The sequence below is a fragment of the Cupriavidus taiwanensis genome (assembly GCF_900249755.1).
In the GTDB taxonomy this organism is placed as follows: Bacteria; Pseudomonadota; Gammaproteobacteria; order Burkholderiales; family Burkholderiaceae; genus Cupriavidus; species Cupriavidus taiwanensis_D.
Genome location: NZ_LT976853.1, coordinates 1,850,383 through 1,868,762, shown reverse-complemented (window position 1 = coordinate 1,868,762; position 18,380 = coordinate 1,850,383). Strand labels below are relative to the sequence as shown.

13 protein-coding genes are annotated in these 18,380 nt (G+C 71.3%); 2 read left to right on the top strand and 11 right to left on the bottom strand.

Annotation, left to right across the window (positions count from 1 at the left end; translation table 11 throughout):
- The first annotated feature begins 78 nt into the window (after window positions 1–78).
- Window positions 79–831, top strand: a complete 753-nt coding sequence (locus CBM2594_RS08555; RefSeq protein WP_232346584.1) for a protein-L-isoaspartate(D-aspartate) O-methyltransferase — start codon at window positions 79–81, stop codon at window positions 829–831.
- 34 nt (window positions 832–865) lie between these two features.
- On the top strand, window positions 866–3,283 hold the full coding sequence (locus tag CBM2594_RS08550; RefSeq protein ID WP_116357740.1) for an SAM-dependent methyltransferase: 2,418 nt from the start codon (window positions 866–868) through the stop codon (window positions 3,281–3,283).
- Between the two features lie 13 nt (window positions 3,284–3,296).
- Here the strand turns inward: CBM2594_RS08550 and CBM2594_RS08545 are convergent, their stop codons facing one another.
- The 11 genes from CBM2594_RS08545 to CBM2594_RS08495 all read right to left on the bottom strand — a co-directional run bounded on the left by CBM2594_RS08545 (window position 3,297) and on the right by CBM2594_RS08495 (window position 18,325).
- A complete protein-coding gene (locus CBM2594_RS08545; RefSeq protein ID WP_116356458.1) occupies window positions 3,297–4,178 on the bottom strand; it encodes a class II glutamine amidotransferase in 882 nt (293 codons plus the stop codon).
- Between the two features lie 142 nt (window positions 4,179–4,320).
- Window positions 4,321–6,018 carry an aspartate-alanine antiporter gene (gene aspT / locus CBM2594_RS08540; RefSeq protein ID WP_116356457.1) on the bottom strand — a complete coding sequence of 566 codons (1,698 nt, stop codon included), beginning with the start codon at window positions 6,016–6,018 and terminating at the stop codon, window positions 4,321–4,323.
- A gap of 35 nt (window positions 6,019–6,053) precedes the next feature.
- A complete protein-coding gene (locus tag CBM2594_RS08535) occupies window positions 6,054–7,400 on the bottom strand; it encodes a BatD family protein (RefSeq protein ID WP_232346582.1) in 1,347 nt (448 codons plus the stop codon).
- Between the two features lie 32 nt (window positions 7,401–7,432).
- A complete protein-coding gene (locus CBM2594_RS08530) occupies window positions 7,433–9,127 on the bottom strand; it encodes a VWA domain-containing protein (protein WP_116356455.1) in 1,695 nt (564 codons plus the stop codon).
- Window positions 9,127–10,173 (bottom strand): vWA domain-containing protein, encoded by a 1,047-nt coding sequence (locus tag CBM2594_RS08525; protein ID WP_116356454.1) that lies wholly within the window; start codon window positions 10,171–10,173, stop codon window positions 9,127–9,129. The genes CBM2594_RS08530 and CBM2594_RS08525 overlap by 1 nt, the downstream gene beginning before the upstream one ends.
- Window positions 10,160–10,675 carry a DUF4381 domain-containing protein gene (locus CBM2594_RS08520; RefSeq protein ID WP_116356453.1) on the bottom strand — a complete coding sequence of 172 codons (516 nt, stop codon included), beginning with the start codon at window positions 10,673–10,675 and terminating at the stop codon, window positions 10,160–10,162. Before CBM2594_RS08520 ends, CBM2594_RS08525 begins: the two co-directional genes overlap by 14 nt.
- A complete protein-coding gene (locus tag CBM2594_RS08515) occupies window positions 10,672–11,694 on the bottom strand; it encodes a DUF58 domain-containing protein (RefSeq protein ID WP_116356452.1) in 1,023 nt (340 codons plus the stop codon). Before CBM2594_RS08515 ends, CBM2594_RS08520 begins: the two co-directional genes overlap by 4 nt.
- A 13-nt stretch (window positions 11,695–11,707) precedes the next feature.
- Complete coding sequence (locus CBM2594_RS08510; protein ID WP_116356451.1) at window positions 11,708–12,682, bottom strand: AAA family ATPase; 975 nt, start codon at window positions 12,680–12,682, stop codon at window positions 11,708–11,710.
- Window positions 12,679–15,312, bottom strand: coding sequence for a fused MFS/spermidine synthase (locus CBM2594_RS08505; protein WP_116356450.1), 2,634 nt, complete (start codon window positions 15,310–15,312; stop codon window positions 12,679–12,681). The genes CBM2594_RS08510 and CBM2594_RS08505 overlap by 4 nt, the downstream gene beginning before the upstream one ends.
- A gap of 92 nt (window positions 15,313–15,404) precedes the next feature.
- Window positions 15,405–17,117 (bottom strand): arylsulfatase, encoded by a 1,713-nt coding sequence (locus tag CBM2594_RS08500; protein WP_373457585.1) that lies wholly within the window; start codon window positions 17,115–17,117, stop codon window positions 15,405–15,407.
- Between the two features lie 131 nt (window positions 17,118–17,248).
- Window positions 17,249–18,325: an HAD family hydrolase gene (locus tag CBM2594_RS08495; RefSeq protein ID WP_116356448.1), complete on the bottom strand. Its 1,077-nt coding sequence runs from the start codon at window positions 18,323–18,325 to the stop codon at window positions 17,249–17,251.
- Window positions 18,326–18,380: the final 55 nt, after the last annotated feature.

Below are 18,380 nucleotides of genomic sequence, written 5' to 3'. Positions count from 1 at the left end.
CAAGCGCCTGGATTGCCACTTGCCGGCGCCGGCGCAGCCGATGACCTACGATGACGGTAGGCTCCCTGGAGTCCCATCGTGCAGCCGTCCGCCAGCCATCCCCCGATCGCCTTTCTCGCCATTGCCGTTGCCGCCATGGCAGCGGCCGGGCTGTGCCGCGCGGCCGACGACGACCGGCTGAAGCAGCGCGCGGAGATGGTCAGCGAGATCGCGGCGATCGACGCGGGCGCCGGCGTGCCGAACCGCAGCCACGGCATCGCCCCGGGCGTCATGGCCGTGATGGGCCAGGTGCCGCGGCATGAGTTCGTGCCGGACCCGCAGAAACCGCACGCCTACGAGAACCGGCCGCTGCCGATCGGCCATGGCCAGACCATTTCGCAGCCGTATATCGTTGCGCTGATGACCGACCTGCTGCGGGTCCAGCCGGGCGACACCGTGCTCGAGATCGGCACCGGCTCCGGCTACCAGGCCGCGGTGCTGAGCAAGCTGGCGCGCGCGGTCTACACCATCGAGATCATCGAACCGCTCGGGCGCCAGGCCTGCGAGCGCCTGCAGCGGCTGGCCTACCGGCAGGTGGCGTGCAAGGTCGGCGACGGCTACTACGGCTGGGACGAGCATGCCCCCTATGACGCCATCATCGTCACCGCGGCGGCCAGCCACGTGCCGCCGCCGCTGATCCGCCAGCTCAAGCCCGGCGGGCGCATGGTGATCCCGGTGGGCGCGCAGTTCCTGACGCAATACCTGCTGCTGGTCGAAAAAGCCGCGGACGGCGCGGTCAGCACCCGGCAGATCCTGCCGGTCCGCTTCGTGCCGCTGGTTGGCAAGCACTGAGGCGCGGCGCTGGCCGGCCTGCGCGATGAACGCGATGCCACGCCCGCCGCTGTTTGCCTTGGCCCTGCTCTCCGCCGCCGCGCTCGGCTATGAAATCCTGCTGATGCGGCTGCTTTCGATCATCCTGTGGCATCACTTCGCCTACATGATGATCAGCGTCGCGCTGCTCGGCTACGGCGCGGCGGGGGCGCTGGTGGCGCTGGCGCAGCCCGCGCTGCTGCGGCATTTCGTGCCGGTCTTTGCCGGCGGCGCGCTGCTGTTCGGCGTCAGCGCCATGGCCTGTTTCGGGCTGGCCCAGCGGGTCGGCTTCAACCCGCTGGAAATCCTGTGGGAGCCGTCGCAGCCGCTGCGCCTGGTGGCGATCTACCTGCTGCTGTTCGTGCCCTTCCTGTGCGCGGCGACCAGTATCTGCCTGAGTTTCGCCCGCTTCCCCCTGCAGGTGCCCCGCCTCTACAGCTTCGATATCCTCGGTGCCGGGCTGGGCTGCCTGGGCATCATCGCCGCGCTGTTCGTGCTCGACCCGGTCGATGCGCTGCGCCTGGTCAGCATGGCCGGCATGGCCGCCGCGGCGCTGGCCTGCATCGAATGCCGCTGGCACCGGCGCTGGCTGCCAGCGCTGCTGCTCGCGGCGGCCGCGCTGCCGGCCGTCATGCCCGGCGGCTGGATGGCGCTGCGGCCGTCGGAGTACAAGGAGCTGAGCCAGCTGCTGCGCATCGGCGGCGCGCGCGTGGTGGCGCAGCGCTCCAGCCCGCTCGGCCTGGTCACGGTGGTCGAGAGCCCGTCGATCCCGCTGCGCCACGCGCCCGGACTGAGCCTGAATGCCACCGCCGAACCGCCGCCGCAACTCGCCGTGCTGACCGACGGCGACGGCCTCAGCGCGCTCAACCGCTACGACGGCCGGCGCGAGGCGCTGGGCTACCTCGGCGACCTGACCTCGGCGCTGCCGTATCACCTGCTGCTGGCGCCGCGCGTGCTGGTGCTGGGCAGCGGTGCCGGCGCCGACGTGCTGCAGGCGCTTTACCACGGCGCCAGCACGGTCGATGCGGTGGAGTTGAACGCGCAGGTGATCGGGCTGGTGCAGGACCGCTTCGGCGCGTTCTCGGGCCAGCCGTACAGCGCGACCGGCGTGCAGGTGCATGTCGGCGAGGCGCGCGGATTCCTGGCGGCCAGCCACCGGCGCTACGACCTGATCCAGGTGGCGCTGCTGGATTCCTTCAGCACCTCGTCGGCGGGCCTGTATGCGCTCTCGGAAAGCTACCTCTACACCGTGGAAGCGTTCGCGGAATACCTGCTCCACCTGCAGCCCGGCGGCGTGCTGGCGATCACGCGCTGGGTGTCGCTGCCGCCGCGCGACATCCCGAAACTGTTCGCCACCGCGGTGGCGGCGATGGCGCGCGCGGGGGTGCCCGACGCCTCGCGCCGGCTGGTGCTGGTGCGCGGCTGGAAGACCGCCACGCTGCTGGTGAAGAACGGCGACTTCACTGCCGCCGACATCGACGCGCTGCTCCGCTTCAGCCGCACCCGTTCGTTCGACGTCGAATACCATCCCGGCATCCGGCCCGGCACGGCCAACCGCTACAACGTGCTCGACCAGCCCGACTTCTACAATGCCGCGCAGGCCCTGCTCGGCCCCGAGCGCGAACGCTTCCTGTCCCGCTACAAGTTCGACGTGCGGCCCGCTACCGACGACCGGCCCTACTTCTTCCACTTCTTCAAGTGGCGCACGCTGCCGGAGCTTGTCGCGCTGAAGGCGCAGGGCGGGCTGCCGTTGCTGGACTGGGGCTATCCGGTGCTGGTGGCGACGCTGCTGCAGGCCACGGTCGCTGCGCTGCTGCTGATCGGGGTGCCGCTGCGGGTGCTGCGCCGGCGCGCGGCGCGCGTGGGCCCGCCCGCAGCCGCGCCCACGCTGCCGGCATGGCGCACCGGCTGCTACTTCGCCGCGGTCGGGCTGGGCTTCATGTTCGTCGAGATCGCCTTTATCCAGAAATTCATCCTGTTCCTGAGCCACCCGCTCTATGCCGTCGCGGTGGTGCTGTGCGCGTTCCTGTGCTTTGCCGGGCTGGGCAGCCGCTATGCCCCGCGCCTGCCCGGGCGCGGCCGGCGCCAGGCGGCGCTGGCGATCGGCGGCATCTGTGCCGCGTCGCTGGTCTACCTGGCGGCGCTGCCGCCGGTGTTCAGGCTGCTGATCGCCTTGCCGGACCCCGCCCGGATCGGCATTGCGGTGGCGCTGATCGCGCCGCTGGCCTTCGTGATGGGCATGCCGTTCCCGCTCGGCCTGGCCAGCGTCGCCGCGCGCGACGCCACGCTGGTGCCGTGGGCCTGGGGCATCAATGCCTGCGCCTCGGTGGTGGCGGCGGTGCTGGCCACGCTGCTGGCGATCCACGCCGGCTTTACCGTGGTGGTGCTGGTGGCGCTGCTGCTGTACGCTGCCGCGGCACTGGCATGGCCGTGAGACACCCGCGGCATCACTCCCCGGCCGTCGCATTGCCCGGCGCCGCATGCAAGGCCGGCTGGCTCGGCCGGCGCGGCACGAAGCGGTGGCGGTCGATCTCGCCGCCGCGCGCCACCACGATGGTGCCCTCGGGAATCTCTTCCCACACGCCCTGCACGTCGATCAGCGGCTCGGACAACACCAGGAAGGCGTCGTCGCCCGCGGCGGCGATGCGCGGGTCGTCCGGATAGAGCTCGCGCAACTGCCGGAACGAGGTGCTGTGGAACAGCGAACGCGAGTTGTTTTCGCTCGAATAGCGCACCGACACGACCTGCCGGCCGTCGGTCACGCAGACCGTCATGTTGAGCGGAAACTGCACGTCGTGGCGCTGGCCGACCTCCTCGATCAGCCCGGCCATCTGCTCCAGCGCGCCGACCGGGTCGCGCTCCAGGCCGAAGGTCAGCGCCAGGAAGAACATCACCTCGGAATCGGTCGAGCCCTCGATCCAGCGGAACAGGTGCGGCGCGACCGCCAGCATCAGGTCGCGCCGCACCAGCGGATACTCGCGGATCAGGCCATTGTGGACGAACAGCCAGCGGCCGAAGCGGAACGGATGGCAGTTGGTTTCCTGCGTCGGCGTGCCGGTGGCCGCGCGCACATGCGCGACGAACAGCGGCGCGCGCACCGCCCTGGCGGTCTCGCGCAGGTTGGTGTCGCTCCACGCCGGGTGCAGGCAGCGGTAGCGGAACGGCACCTCGGCGTGGCGCCCGTACCAGCCGACGCCGAAGCCGTCGCCGTTGGTGGTGGTATGGCCGAGCCGCGAATTCAGGCTCTGGTCGATCAGCGAGTGTTCCGGCTGGAACAGCACCGTCTCCAATGCGACGGATCTGCCCGAGTAAGCCAGCCAGCGGCACATATTGCTCCTCCTTGTCGTTTGCGGGTGCGGCGCGGTGCCCTCCGCCCCACACTTCAGTTGTAGGACGGGGCGGCGCGAACGGCAAAGAAATGGTCCGCGAGGCACCTGCCGGCGCCCCGGCCATCGGGTGGCGCTCGGGTCCTCAGGCGAAGCGGTAGGCCAGCGAGATGATGATCGGCCCCAGCACCGGCAGCAGCACGTTGGCGATGGCATAGGTGATGGTGTAGCCCAGCAGCGGCACCGAACTCTGGCTGGCCGCCAGGATCGCGCTGATCGCCGGGGTGCTGACATGCTGCCCGGCAATCGCGCCGACCAGCAGCGGGCCCTCGATCTTGAGCAGCTTGTGCCCGATCCACAACGACAGGCACGCCGGTCCCAGCGATACCGCCAGCCCGACCAGCGGCAGCACCGCGCCATGCTCGCGGATCAGCGCGATCGCATCCGGCCCGGCGGACAGCCCGACGCAGGCGACGAACACCGCCAGGCCGAGGTCCTTCAGGATCTGCACCGCGGATCCCGGAAAACTGCCCAGCGACGGCTTCCTGGACTGGAGCCAGCCGAAGACGAGGCCGCTCAGCAGCGCCCCGCCGCCGCTGCCCAGCGAAATGTGCATGCCCCCCAGCTGCACGCTCAGCGTGCCCACCAGCAGGCCCGCCAGGATGCCCGCGCACAGGAACACCAGGTCGGTCACATCGGAAACCCTGGCCTCGACGCCGATGCCGCCGATGGCCTCGGTCAGCGAGGGCTCCAGGCCGACGACGGTGATCACGTCGCCCAGCTGCAGCGGCGTCGAGCGCGTGATCGGCAGCGACAGGCCAGAGCGCCGCACTTCCAGGATCCAGACCTCGCGCAGCCGCCGCGGCCCGGCCAGGCGCGCCAGTTCGCCGAGGGTCTTGCCGTTGACTTTGGGCTTGTTGACCACCACCCGCTTTTCCACCAGCTGGATCGCATCGGTATGCGCCTCGGGCAGCAGCACTTCGGGCCCGATCAGCGTGGCGGCCTTGAGCAGGTTGCTGCGGATGCCGACCATGGCCACGATATCGCCGGCCTGCACGGTGTCGTCATCGCCGAGTTCGATGCTGGCGCCACCCCGCAACACCTTGACCACCGACGCGCGCCCGCCCACCTGGTGCTGCAACTGGCTGACAGTCATGCCCGCCGCCTGTTGGACCGAAAAGGCGCGCCCGGTCAGCCGCGGCAGCGCCGGCTGGGTGGCAACGTCTTCGTCGGACGCTGCCTCCATGCGGGCCGCGACCTCGCGCGAGGCCTTGCGCAGGTCGATGCCCAGCAGTGCCGGCGCGATCTGGCTGGTGAAGAAGACGATGCTGATCAGCCCGACCAGGTAGGTCAGCGTGTACGCGGTGGCGATATTGGCCTCGTAGCGGCCCACGGTGGCGGCATCCAGGCCCAGGTGCTTGAGCGCTTCGGCGGCGGTGCCCACCACCGCCGATTCGGTCGCGGCGCCGGCCGCCAGCCCGGCGGCGGTGCCGGGGTCAAAGCCCAGGTACGCCGCCGCGGCCAGCGCAATCGCCAGCACCACCACGGCCTCGACCAGCGGCAAGACCATGTAGCGCAGGGTCGATCGATTCAGGTTGGCGAAGAACTGCGGCCCGCCGGAATAGCCCATGGCGAAGATAAACAGCGCAAAGGCCATGTCCTTCAGTTCGCCATGCATCTGGCAGCCGGTCTGGCCCATGAACAATGCGACGATCAGCGTGCCGCACACGCCGCCAAGCTGGATCGGCCCGACCCGCGCCTTGCCGACGAAATAGCCGAGGCCGACCGTGATGAACAGCACCATCAGCGGGTTGGCGGCAAAAAGATCAACGGTACAGGTCATGGGGGCGCGGGTGGGTTCGTTGAGAGCGGACAGGGTCAGGGATTGAGCGGTGGCAGCGCCGGCTCGGCAGGCCGCCGACGCTGCGGGGCGGCCCTGGCGTGCCGGGCAAGGGCCTGGGCGAGCGGGTTGCCGTCCCAGGCGGCCGAAGGCGGCGTCGGGCCATAAAGATGGCGCTGCAGGCTGGCCACGGCGGCGGACAGCCCGGCATCGCCGACGGCTTCGGCCCAGGCCGCGGGCGTGGTGCCGTGGGCGGTGCGGGTCCAGCGGCCCAGCGCCTGGCTCGCGGCGGCGGCATCACCCGCGCGGCACGCCTGCAGCGTGGCCGCCAGGCGCGCGTCGGCGCTCTCGGCGCGCGCGCGCCGGCGCTCGGCCCGGCGTTGCCGCAGGCGCGCCAGCCGCGGCCGCAGCCGCCGCCACAGCGCGGCCAGCAGTGCGGCCAACAGCGTGGCGGCGAGCAGCGCGCCCGCGCCCCACAGCGTGCGCCACGGCAGGCCGCCCTCGCCCGGCAGCGCACCGGCCGACCCGCCCGGTGCCAGCGCCCCGGCGGTGCGTGCGGCGGCCACCTCGACCTTGACCAGCGGCGCTTCGGACGTCGCCGGCTGCCGCGTGGCGGGATCCCGCCAATCCACCGTGACGGCGGGCAGCGTATAGGTGCCGGGCCGCTCGAACACATAGGTCAGCGTATCCACGCGCGTGCCGCCCGGGCCCGGCGCGTCGCGGGCCTGGTCGGACAGGCGCGCATCGGCGCGGAACATGCGCACGCCGCGCGGCGCCGCGGCATGCGGCGGAGCGATCATCATCGCCTGGGTCTGCGGCGCAAAGGTGGTGACGGTGCGCACCAGCGCATCGCCCGCATGCAGCCGCACCACGCCGTGGTCGGGGTCGTGGTCCAGCGTTTGCGTGATGGTGAGCCGCGCCACCGGCAGCAAGCGCCGCCCCGCGCTGCCGCCAGCCGCCGTGCTGCCCGCGCCCCCGGCGCCGGCGCGGATGGTGGTGACGGGCAAGGTGACGCTGCCCTCGCGCGGGGCGCCGTCATCGCCGGCGTAGGTGAAGCGGATGGTCGCGGCCGGCAGCCGGAAATCGCCATCCTGCTCGGCGGTGAAGGCGTAGGTCTTGCGTATGCCCGCATAGAGCACGCCGCCCATGGTCTCCGTGGAGTTCACGGCGCGCGCGTCGGGCAGCGTGACCACCGCGCCCGGTACCTCGAGCGCCGGGAACGCCGGCGCCGACAGGAAATAGTTGGGCGCCAGGATGGTGACGTCGATGCCAACCTGCTGCCCCACCTGCACCGGCTGGCGCGCGCCCACCTCGACGCGCACGATGGGCTCCGCGGCCGCGCGCGCCAGCCACGGCCACAGCCACGCCGCCAGCAGCAGGAGCACGGGCGCAACCCGGCGCAGCACCGCGTCGCCCCTCATCGCGCCCCCTGACCCTGTGCGGCCGCTGCGGCCGGCGCTGCCGGCGCGGCCTGCCCGCGCTGCAGCGCGAACTTGCGCTGCAGCAGGTCGGTCGGCGTGGTCTGGATCGCGCGCATCCACATCTCGGCGTCCTGGGTCAGCACCACCTGCAGCGACTTGCCGCCCCCCTCCGGCGGCCTGGCGGCGTCGTACTTGATGTCATCGGGCGGCAGGTCGGGCGGCTCTTCACCGTCGTCGGGGTCTGGCTTCTGCTTGGGTTTCTGCTGCGCCAGCAGCTTTTCCATCAGCGCCAGGTTGGCGCGTGCCGCCGGCCATTGCGGCTGGCGCCTGAGCGCCTGGCGGTAGCGCGCGGCAGCCTGCTGGTACTGGCCCTGCCGCGCCAGCGCATTGCCCAGGTTGTAGTCGGCCTGCGCGGAATCGACGCGGGCGAAGCTCTGCACCGCCTGCGCGTACTGGCCGGCGCGATACTGCGCAATGCCGCGCCACATCGGATCGTCGAACAGCGTGGCGGCGCGGGCATAGTCGCCCTGCTCGAAGGCGCGCCTTCCTTGCTGGTCATGCGTCAGCCACAGGTCGGCAAAGCGCCATGGCCGCGCCGCATCGGTCTGCGCGGCGGTTGGCGTGGACGCCTGCGCGCGCGCCTCGGGCGGCGCGGCAAGGGCCATGGCCAGGGCCAGCAGCACGCCGGCGCTCCAGCGCACGGTCCAGCCCTTGCGGAACCACAGCATCGCCAGCAGCGCGATCGGCGGCATCAGCCACCAGCCTTCATCCTTCCAGCGCGTGCGGTCGCCCGCCTGCATCTGTTCGAGATGCGACTGCACGTGGCGCTGCACCCAGGCCACGTCGTCGCTGTCCGGCGTAAACGTTGCCACCGGCACGCCGCTGTCATCGCCGAAGCGCTCGAGCGCCGCCTCGTCCAGCCGCGCAAACACGCGCGCGCCGTCCTGCTCGACAAAGCCGCCGGCGGCATTGCGCAGCGGCCCGCCCTGCGCGGTGCCCAGCGCCAGCACCACCGGCTGGCTGCGGCCGCTGTCCGCCTGGGCGCGGAACGCTGCCGCGGCGGCCGGGTCGACGCCGTCGGTCAGGAACAGGATGGTGCCGGGCACCGGCTCATGCTGCAGGTCGGCGTCGATCATGCGCAGCGCCTGCGCCATGTCGCGGCCCGGCACCGGCATGATGCGGGTCTGCAGCGCATCGGCGAAGGTCTGCAGCAGGCTGGCGTCGTCGGTCAGCGGCAGCACCAGGTGGGTCGAGCCGGCATAGGCATAGATGGCGGTGCGGCCGCCGTCGCGGCGCGCCAGCAGCGCCTTGATCTTGAGCTTGGCGCGCTCCAGCCGCGTCGGCGTGACGTCGACCGCGTCCATGCTCGGCGACAGGTCGACGGCGATCGCCAGCGGCGCCTTGTCGTCGAGGAACGGCGGGCGCTCCTGGCGCCAGCTGGGGCCGGCCAGCGCGACCGCGCCCAGCGCCAGCAGCAGCGCGGTCAGGTGCACCGGGCGCAGCGCCAGGCGACGGTGTTCGCCAAGCATCAGCGCGTCGAGCAGGTGCGGCGCGATGCTTTCGCGCCAGCGCCGCCGCACGTCGCCGCGGCGTTGCACCGCCCATACCAGCAGCGCGGCCGGCAGCAGCCCCAGCAGCCACCACGGGCGCAGGAAGTGGAAGTGCGAGAGCGTATCGAGCCAGGCCGGCATCAGCGCGCATCCCCGGCGGAATTGGCGATGGCGCCTGGCGGCCCGGCTGCTTCAGCCGGCGAACGCCGCCGCGCCAGCCACGCCGAATAGCCGAACATCAGCAGCTGGTACGCCAGCACCAGCGCCAGCGCCGCGCCCAGCGGCCACATGAACAACTCGCGCCGCGGCCGCCACGACAGCGTCTTCTGGTTGTGCGGCGTGATCTGGTCCAGCGTCGCGTAGATGGTTTCCAGCTCCGCCTGGTCGGCGCCGAAGAAATAGCGCCCGCCGGTCTGCGCCGCCAGGCGCTGCAGCACGTCGAGGTCGACCTTCTCTTCGCCCGCCGCGTTAGGGTCGCCGATGCCGACGGTATGCACCACCACCTTGCGCTCGCGGGCGATGCCGCCGGCGCGCTCGGGCGGCATCCGGCTGGCGGTGTCGTTGCCGTCGGTCAGCACGATCATCACCCGCTCCGGCGCCTCGCTGTGCTCGAACATCTTGATGCCAAGGCCGATGGCATCGCCCAGCGCCGTGCTCGGTCCCGCCATGCCGGGCAGCAGGCCGTCGATCAGCGTCTGCACCAGCTGGTGGTCCAGCGTAAAGGGCGCCAGCGGATATGGCGCGTCGCCGAACACAATCAGGCCGATGCGGTCGCCCGTGCGCCTGGCCACGAAGCTGCTCACCACCTGCCGCACCGCCTGCACGCGCGGGATCAGCGCGCCGGACGGATCGCGGAAGTCGCGCGTGTCCATCGACTGCGACAAGTCCAGCGCCAGCAGCAGGTCGCGCGCGGGCTGCACCTTCTGCACCGGCGCTTCCAGGAACTGCGGCCGCGCCAGCGCCGTCACCACCAGTGCCCACGCCAGCGGCGCCAGCACCCATTGCAGCCGGTTGCGGCGCGGCACCACGGCACCGGCGGCCGGCGTCAGCCCGGCGGCGCTGGCCACCTCGCCGAAGAACGGCAGGCGCACCGACGGGCTTTCCTCGCGGTACGGCGGCAGCCACCACCACAGCAGCAGGGGCAGCGGCAGCAGCACGAAGAGCCAGGGATATTCAAACTGGTACATGGTGCTCAGCGATCCAGCGCCGGCACGCCGCGGCGACGGCCTGCACGCGGGTGTCCGGCCATTGCGCCAGCGCGGCGTCGTCGCGGTATTCGGCGTCCTGTACCAAGGCGGCAAGCTGCGGCGCGACCTCCTGCGCCCGCCCCGCATGCGCCCGCAGGAATTCGGCCCAGCCGCCGCCGGCCAGGCTGGCGACCTGCGCCCGCGGCCACGCCGCCAGCGCGGTGCGCTTGAGCAGCGCCGCCATTTCGCGCAGCGCCGCGGCCCGGCGCGCGGGATCCGGGTCCAGCGGCAGCGCCGCCAGCGCGGCCAGCGCCTCGCGCCGGTAGCGGTTGGCGCGGTAGCGTCGCCAGGCGCGCCAGCCCGCCCACGCCAGCGCCACCACCAGCACGCCCGCGGCGATCGCCCAGCCGATGGTCTGCGGCATCCACGACGGCGGCGGCGGCATGGCGAGGTCGGCCAGCGTTGCCAGCGTCGCCGGGGCGTCGCTGTGGGTCAGGCTCATCGCCCCGCCCCCGCGCGTTGCCGCACCGGCGCCTGCTGCAGCGGCCGGCCCAGCAGGCGCCGCAATTGCGGCGCGGTCTCTTCGGCCGCCGACAGCGGCAGCAGCGGCACGCCCATGGCACGGTGCCAGTCCAGCAGCGACCTGGCGCGGGCATCGGCAAACTCGGCGATATTGCGCCGCGTGGCGGCATGGCCCAGGCCCAGCTCGACCTGCAGCTCGCCGTCGCTGACCACCAGTTGCCCCGAGCCCGGCAGCTGGCCCAGGAACGGGTCGTGGACCAGGATGGTCAGCACGTCGTTGTGCGTCGCCAGCGCCAGCATCAGGTCGCGGGTGCGGGTGTCATGGCCGTCGAAGTCGCTGATCACGATCACCAGGCAATCGTGACGCGCCATGCGTGCGGTGCGCTCCAGCGCCGCGTTCAGTTGCCCCGCGGCGCGGCGCGCCGGCGCATCGGCGCGCAGGGCCTGATTGAAGCGCGCGATGCCGCCCAGCAACTGCTGCACGGCGTCGCGGCTGCGGCGGGGTGCAAACGCCTCGATGCGGTCATCGCCCAGCACCACGCCGCCGACGCGGTCGCCTTCGGCGAGCACGCGCCACGCGGCCAGCGCCGCCGCCTCGGCCGCGCTGACCGATTTCATCGCGCGGCGGCTGCCGAAGAACATGTTGATGCGCTGGTCCACCACCAGCAGAACGGGCCGGTCCTTTTCCTCGGTGTAGACGCGCACATGGGGTTGGCCCGTACGCGCGGTCACGCGCCAGTCCATGCTGCGGATATCGTCGCCGGGCAAATAGAGCCGCAGTTCCTCGAAGCTCAGCCCGCGCCCGCGCACGCGCGAGGCATGGCGCCCGGCCAGCACGCTGTGCACCGGCTGGCGCGGCAGGAAATGGAAGTCGCGCGCGGCCACCTCCAGCCGGGCCAGCGCCGCCGCATCCACGCTGACGCCGGCCGCCGCCTGCGAAGACGGCGCGTGCGCCGCCGCCGGGGCGGCGCGGGCGATGGCGCGAAAGGGCAGCCGCATGGCGTTCCTGCCCTCAGGCCACCGCCACCTGCTGCACCAGCCGCTCGATCACGGCATCGGCGCCGATGCCGGCGGCATGCGCTTCGTACGACAGGATCAGCCGGTGCCGGAACACATCGGCCACCACGGCCTGCACATCCTCGGGCGTGACGAAGTCGCGCCCGTGCAGCCACGCATGCGCGCGCGACACCTTGTCCAGCCCGATCGAGCCGCGCGGGCTCACGCCGATCTGAATCCACTTGTCGAGCTCATCGTCGACAGTCTTGGGCGTGCGCGTGGCCTGCACCAGCGTGACGATGTAGCGCTCCACCGCCTCGCTGACGTGGATGCCATGGATTTCCGCGCGCGCGGTGAAGATCGCCTCGGGCGCGAGCCGCACCGCGGCGGTCCCGCCCCCGGCCGCGCCGCCCGCCTCTTCCGTGCGCGCCAGCCTGACGATGTCGGCCTCGGCATCCGCTTCCGGGTAGCCCACGCTGACATGCATCAGGAAGCGGTCCATCTGCGCCTCGGGCAGCGGGTAGGTGCCCTCCTGCTCGATCGGGTTCTGCGTGGCCATCACCAGGAACAGCGGCTCGAGCTTGTGCGTGGTGCCGCCGACGGTGACCTGGCGCTCTTCCATCGCCTCCAGCAGCGCCGCCTGGACCTTGGCCGGCGAGCGGTTGACCTCGTCGGCCAGCACCAGGTTGGCGAACACGGGGCCGGGCTGGAAGCGGAACTCGCCCTTGCCGCCTTCGGTGAAGTAGATCTCCGAGCCGGTGATATCGGCGGGCAGCAGGTCCGGGGTGAACTGGATCCGCGACAGCCGCGCATCGAGGTTGCGCGCCAGCATCTTGATGGCGCGGGTCTTGGCCAGCCCGGGCAGCCCTTCGACCAGCAGGTGGCCGTCCGCCAGCAGGCCCAGCAGCAGGCGCTCGATCATGCGCTGCTGGCCCACGATCGATTCGCCCATGCGTTGCTGCAGGGCCAGGACCTCGTCGCGTGTGCTCATGGGGTGTTCCTTGGTGCGGCGGGGGCGCGGCGGCCCTGGCCGCCGACGAACCATGCAAAGTAGGGATTGTCGGGATCGGCGCGCATGGCCTGCGTGATATGCGTGGCCCAGGCTTCGCGGTCGCCGCGGTAGGCATCGAGGCCGGCGCGGTAGAACGTGTGCAGGATTTCGCGCTCGTGGCGCAGCTCGCGCCAGAAGGCATCGTCGGCGCCCGCCAGCGGCGGCTCGCTCTGCAGCGACAGCAGCCTGGACAACGATTCCGGGAAGGCGTCGGGGCGGACCCAGCCGGCGTACTCGATGCGCGGACGGTCGTCGGTCACGGCCGGCGCGTCGGCCGCATACCAGTCCAGTCCGGCCCGGTCGGTGACCCAGGTGGCCAGCAGCGCCGCCGCCGAGCGCACGCCCACCGCCTGCAGCGCCGCCGCGACCTCGGGCTGCGCAAAGCGCGCGCGGACCTGCGCGACATCCAGCGCCAGCGGCGACATCGAACCGACCAGCAGCATCTCGTGCAGCTCCGTGGTCCACAGCGTCGCGTGCGGGAACACCGCCAGGAAGCTGCGCACCAGCATGCGCGTGTCTTCGTCGTTCTGCGTCGGCAGCGGCAGCCATTGCGCCACCAGCCCGCCGGGTTGCAGCCGCGCCGCCGCCAGGCGGTAGAAGTCCGTCGAGTACAGGTTGGCGACGCCGGCGGCCGACGGCGGCGGCGGCTCCAGCGTGACCAGGTCGTACTGCTGCGGGCTTTGCAGCAGCTCGCGCCGGCCGTCGCGCAGGCGGATCTCCACGCGCGGGTCGGTGGCGACGCCGAAATTGCCGGCGAAGCTGGGCACCGCCCGCGCGACCGGCGGCAGCAGTTCTGCCACCACGCGCCGCTCCAGCCCCGGCCACGCCAGCGTGGCGCCGGCGGTGATGCCGGTGCCCAGCCCGATCACCAGCGCCGACTTCGGCGCGCCGTTATGCACGATCAACGGCAGCAGCGCCTGCAGCCGCATATAGCGCTGCGAGGTCATGGCGTCGCCGGAATTGGACACGCCCTGGATATAGAGCCGCCGGAAGCGATTGGTGGCCGAGGTCTGCTCCACCACCGCCACGGTGGCGCCGCGCCCTTCCTCGTAGAACACCAGTTCGCCGCCGCGCGCCTTCGCCAGCAGCGTGGCCAAACGATCCGGCGGCGCCATCGCCGCGGCGATCACCGCCAGCACGCCCAGCATCGGCACGGCCCAGCGCGCCGCGGGCCGCACGCCGCTGCCCAGCGCTACCGCGACCACGCCGACCACCGCCGCCGCAATCGCCAGCAGCGACAGCGTGCGCACCAGCCCCAGGTAGGGCACCAGCACAAAGCCGGCCAGCGCCGTGCCGGCGATGCCGCCCAGCGTATTGAGCGCCACCACGCTGCCCACGCCCGCGCCGATGCGCCGGCTGTCGACACTGACGCGCAGCACGAACGGGAACGCCGCGCCCAGCAGCAGCGTCGGCACGAACACCACCGTCAGCGCCGCCAGCGCAAAGCGGGCGCAGGCGGCCAGCAGCGGGCTGGCGGTCAGGCCCTGCACCCAGGCCGACAAACTGCCTTGCGCGCGCAGCAGCCATTCGCCCAGCAGCACGAATTCCAGCAACGCCACCAGCCCGGCCGCGGCCACCAGCAGGCCGAAGGCGCCCCAGGGGTCGCGCACACGGTCGGCATGGCGCGCCGCCAGCGCGCTGCCGATGGCCAGGCCCGCCAGGTAGGTGGCCAGCACCACGGTGAAGGCGAAGGTTCGGGTGCTGAGGAACTGCACGATGGCCTGCGACCAGACCACCTCGTAGCCCAGCGCGATGCCGCCGGCGGCGGCGTACAGCACCAGCGCCAGGCGGCCGTTGGCGACGTCGCCGGCGCGGGCGTCGGCCGGCGTGGCGGGCGCTTCGGCCGGCCCGCTGCCAGCCCGGATACGCCGGGCCAGCAGCCAGGCGGCGAGCGCGGCGGCGCCATTGAGCACGCCCGCCGCGATGGCACTGCCGCGCAGGCCCAGCAGCGGCACGAGCACGAAGCCCGCCAGCAGCGTGCCGGCGATCGCGCCAGCCGTATTGGCGGCATAGAGGCGCCCGCCCTGCACCCCCACACGGCCCGCCATCGGCCTCAGCACGCGCATCAGCGCCGGCAGCGTGCCGCCCATTGCCACGGCCGGCAGAATCACCAACGCAAACGGCAAGGTCCACGCCAGCCAGCCGGCGCGCTGCTCCAGCCAGGCAAATGGCGCAGCGGCATGCGCCAGTGCCACGGTGGCGCCCACGCCGAGCACCAGCACCGCGATCTCGAGCCACGCGTACAGCCGCAGCGCATTGCCGTGGCGGTCGGCCACGCGGCCGAACCACCAGCCGCCCAGCGCCAGTCCGGCAAAGAACGCGCTGACCGCGGTGGTGACCGCGTGCACGTCCACGCCCACCACCAGCGACAGCTGGCGGATCCAGACAATCTGGTAAACCAGTCCGGCGGTGCCGGACACAAGCAGCAACACGGCGGCCCAGAGCCAGGCCTGCTCGGCAGCGTTGCCCCGCTGCACCACGGTGGATGCGGAGCTCGCATCCGTTGCCGGGCGCGTGCCGCGCCGGCCTTTACCGCCTTTGCCGCCCGCAGCGGCATGCGATTCGATCATGAACGGGATGGTTGGCGCGAAGGCCCGCGTGCATGCGGGCCTTCGCTGGTTTCAACTGCCGTCAAGGGCAACGGCGCTGAGGTCTGGCTGCGTTACGGCTTCTTCTTCATCGCTTCTTCGATCTTCTTGTCGACCTCTTCGCGCACCTGGTCGATGCTGAAGCTGGCCGGACGCTGGCTCGGCGGATAGTTGACGAAGGTCTGCAGGAACGCCGCGGCCTTCATCGTGCCGATTTCGGTCAGGTACGCGTTCTTGGCCAGCCAGTCGTTGTACTGGTCAGACACGATGTCGGCGCGTTCATACGGATCCATGCGCAGGTTGAACACCTTCGGCACCCGCAGGCATTTGAACGGATCCTGCCAGACCTGGAACCCGCCCGGCGTGGTCTGCTCGCAGAAGACAATCTTCCAGTTGTCGTAGCGCATGGCCACCAGCGCGCCGTCGTCATTGAAGTAGTAGAAGTCGTTGCGCGCACCCTTGTTGGTCTGGCCGGTCAGGTACGGCAACTGGTTGTAGCCGTCGAGGTGGACCTTGGCATTCTTGCTGCCTATCGAAGTGCCCTTCAGCAGACGGTCCTTGATATCGCCGTCACCCACCGCGGCCAGCAGCGTCGGGAACCAGTCCAGGCCCGAGAACATCTCGTTGCTGACGGTGCCCGGCTTGATCTTGCCCGGCCAGCGGATCATCGCCGGCACCCGGAACGCGCCTTCCCAGTTGGTGTCCTTTTCGCTGCGGAACGGCGTGCTGGCCGCGTCCGGCCACGACCACTGGTTGGGGCCGTTGTCGGTGGTGTAGATGACGATGGTGTTATCGGCCACCTTGAGGTCGTCGAGCGTCTTGAGCAGCTTGCCGACGTCGCCGTCGTGCTCGATCATGCCGTCGGCGTATTCGTTGCCGGGCATGCCGCTCTGGCCCTGCATCGACGGCCGCACGTGGGTGTAGGCGTGCATGCGGGTGGTGTTCATCCAGACGAAGAACGGCTTGTCGGCCTCGACCTGGCGGGTGATGAACTTCTGCGCCGCCTCGGTGGTCTCGTCGTCGATGGTCTCCATGCGCTTGGTGGTCAGCGCCCCGGTGTCCTCGATCTTGCCATCCGCAGTCGAATGCAGCACGCCGCGCGGCGAGAAGCCCTTCACGAACGGGTCATTCTTGTCCTTGGGCCAGTACGGGCGCTGCGGCTCTTCCTCGGCATTCAGGTGATAAAGGTTGCCGTAGAACTCGTCGAAGCCGTGCTTGGTCGGCAGGTACTCGTCGCGGTCGCCCAGGTGGTTCTTGCCGAACTGGCCGGTGGCATAGCCCAGCGGCTTGAGCGCTTCGGCAATGGTCACGTCGCGCGCCTGCAGGCCGACGTTAGCGCCCGGGACGCCCACCTTCGACAGCCCCGTGCGCAGCGGCGACTGTCCGGTGATGAATGACGAACGGCCCGCGGTGCAGCTGTTCTCGGCATAGTAGTCGGTGAACATCATCCCCTCACGGGCGATGCGGTCGATGTTCGGCGTGCGGTAGCCCATCAAGCCCATGCTGTAAGCACTGATGTTGGTCTGGCCGATGTCATCGCCGAAAATCACCAGGATGTTGGGCTTCTTGCCCGACGTGTTGACCGCCGCCGGCGCCGAAGCGGCTTCCGGCGCCACCGGCAGGTTGGACTGCGCCGGAGGCTGGGCCGGCGTGGACGTGTCCGGCGTGGCCGTTGCGCCCGGTGCTGCCGCCGGAGCGGGCGTGGCGGGCTGCTGGGCCGCGGGTGCCTGCTGCCTGGGCTCGTCTGCCTTCTTGCAGCCGGCGATCGCCGCCACGGCAAGCGCCATCGCGGCCAGGGCAAGGCGCGTGCCGCGTCTTGCCTGAGAGGTCTCTGTCACGTGTTGCATTCCTGCTCCCGGTAGTCGAACTGCTTCAACCTGCCGCTGGCACGCGTGGCATGCCGGCTCCCTTTTCCTGCCTACTTCGCGCCCGCCGCGGGATAGACCTGCTGCCAGTCCCGCTTCATGCTGACCACCGTCCAGCCCCTGGCGCGGGCGGCGTCGAGGGCCTTGTCGAGCTTGCCCACCTTGGACTGGCGGTCATAGGCGAACTCGCGCTCGGCATCGTCGTGATGCACCAGCACGGCCAGGCGCGGGCCGTCGCCGCCGGTGGTGTACTCCAGCATCTGCAGGTCGCCGTCGGAGTTGCCGACGGCCAGGATCGGCCGGCGGCCGATATGGCGGTAGATGCCGACCGGCTTGCCCGGGCCGTCGTCGATGAAATCGAGCTTGGGGTCGCGCACCAGCACCGGCTTGCCGTCGCGCACCTGGTAGCGCACCGCCTGCGAGGAGCCGATCACCTGCTCGGGCGGGATGCCGTAGATCGCCTGGCTCCACGGCCGCATGAAATCGATGGTGCCGCCCGAGACGATGTAGGTCTTGAAGCCGTTGGCGCGCAGGTAGGACAGCAGTTCCAGCTGCGGCTGGTACACCAGTTCGGTGTAGGGACGGTTGAACCTGGGATGCCGCGCCTTCGCCAGCCAGTCGCGGATGGTGCGGTCGTACTCGTCGACGGTCATGCCGCTGTTGGCCTGGACGACCAGCGCGGCCAGCTGCTTCTCGTTGCGCATCAGGCCCTGCATGTCGTTGGCCATCAGCGCCTTGAACGCCGGGTTGCTGCGCCATTCCGGGTGCTGCGGCGCCGCGGCGCGGATCTGGTCGAGCAGGAAGAAGAACTGGAAGTACAGCGGCTGCTCGCTCCACAGCGTGCCGTCGTTGTCGAACACGGCCACGCGCTCTTCGGGCGGCACGAACGCGGGCGAGCCGGGCCGCGTCACATCGGCGACGAATTTCAGCAGCGCCTGCCGGGCGGCGCCGTCGCGCCATGACGGCAGCGCCGTCGCCGCCGGCTGCACCGCCGGCGCGGCGCTATCCTGCGAAGCGGGCGCGGTGGCGGTGGTCGAGCAGCCAGCGAGCGCCAGGGCGGCCAGCGCCAGCGCGGCGATGGCCTTGCGGGTGGGTCCGGCAAAGATTGTCGGGGGCGCTGCCATGGTCATGTTGCTCGCTCCTGTCGCGGGTTGGCCGGGCTGAAGATCAACGGGTTCGGTACGG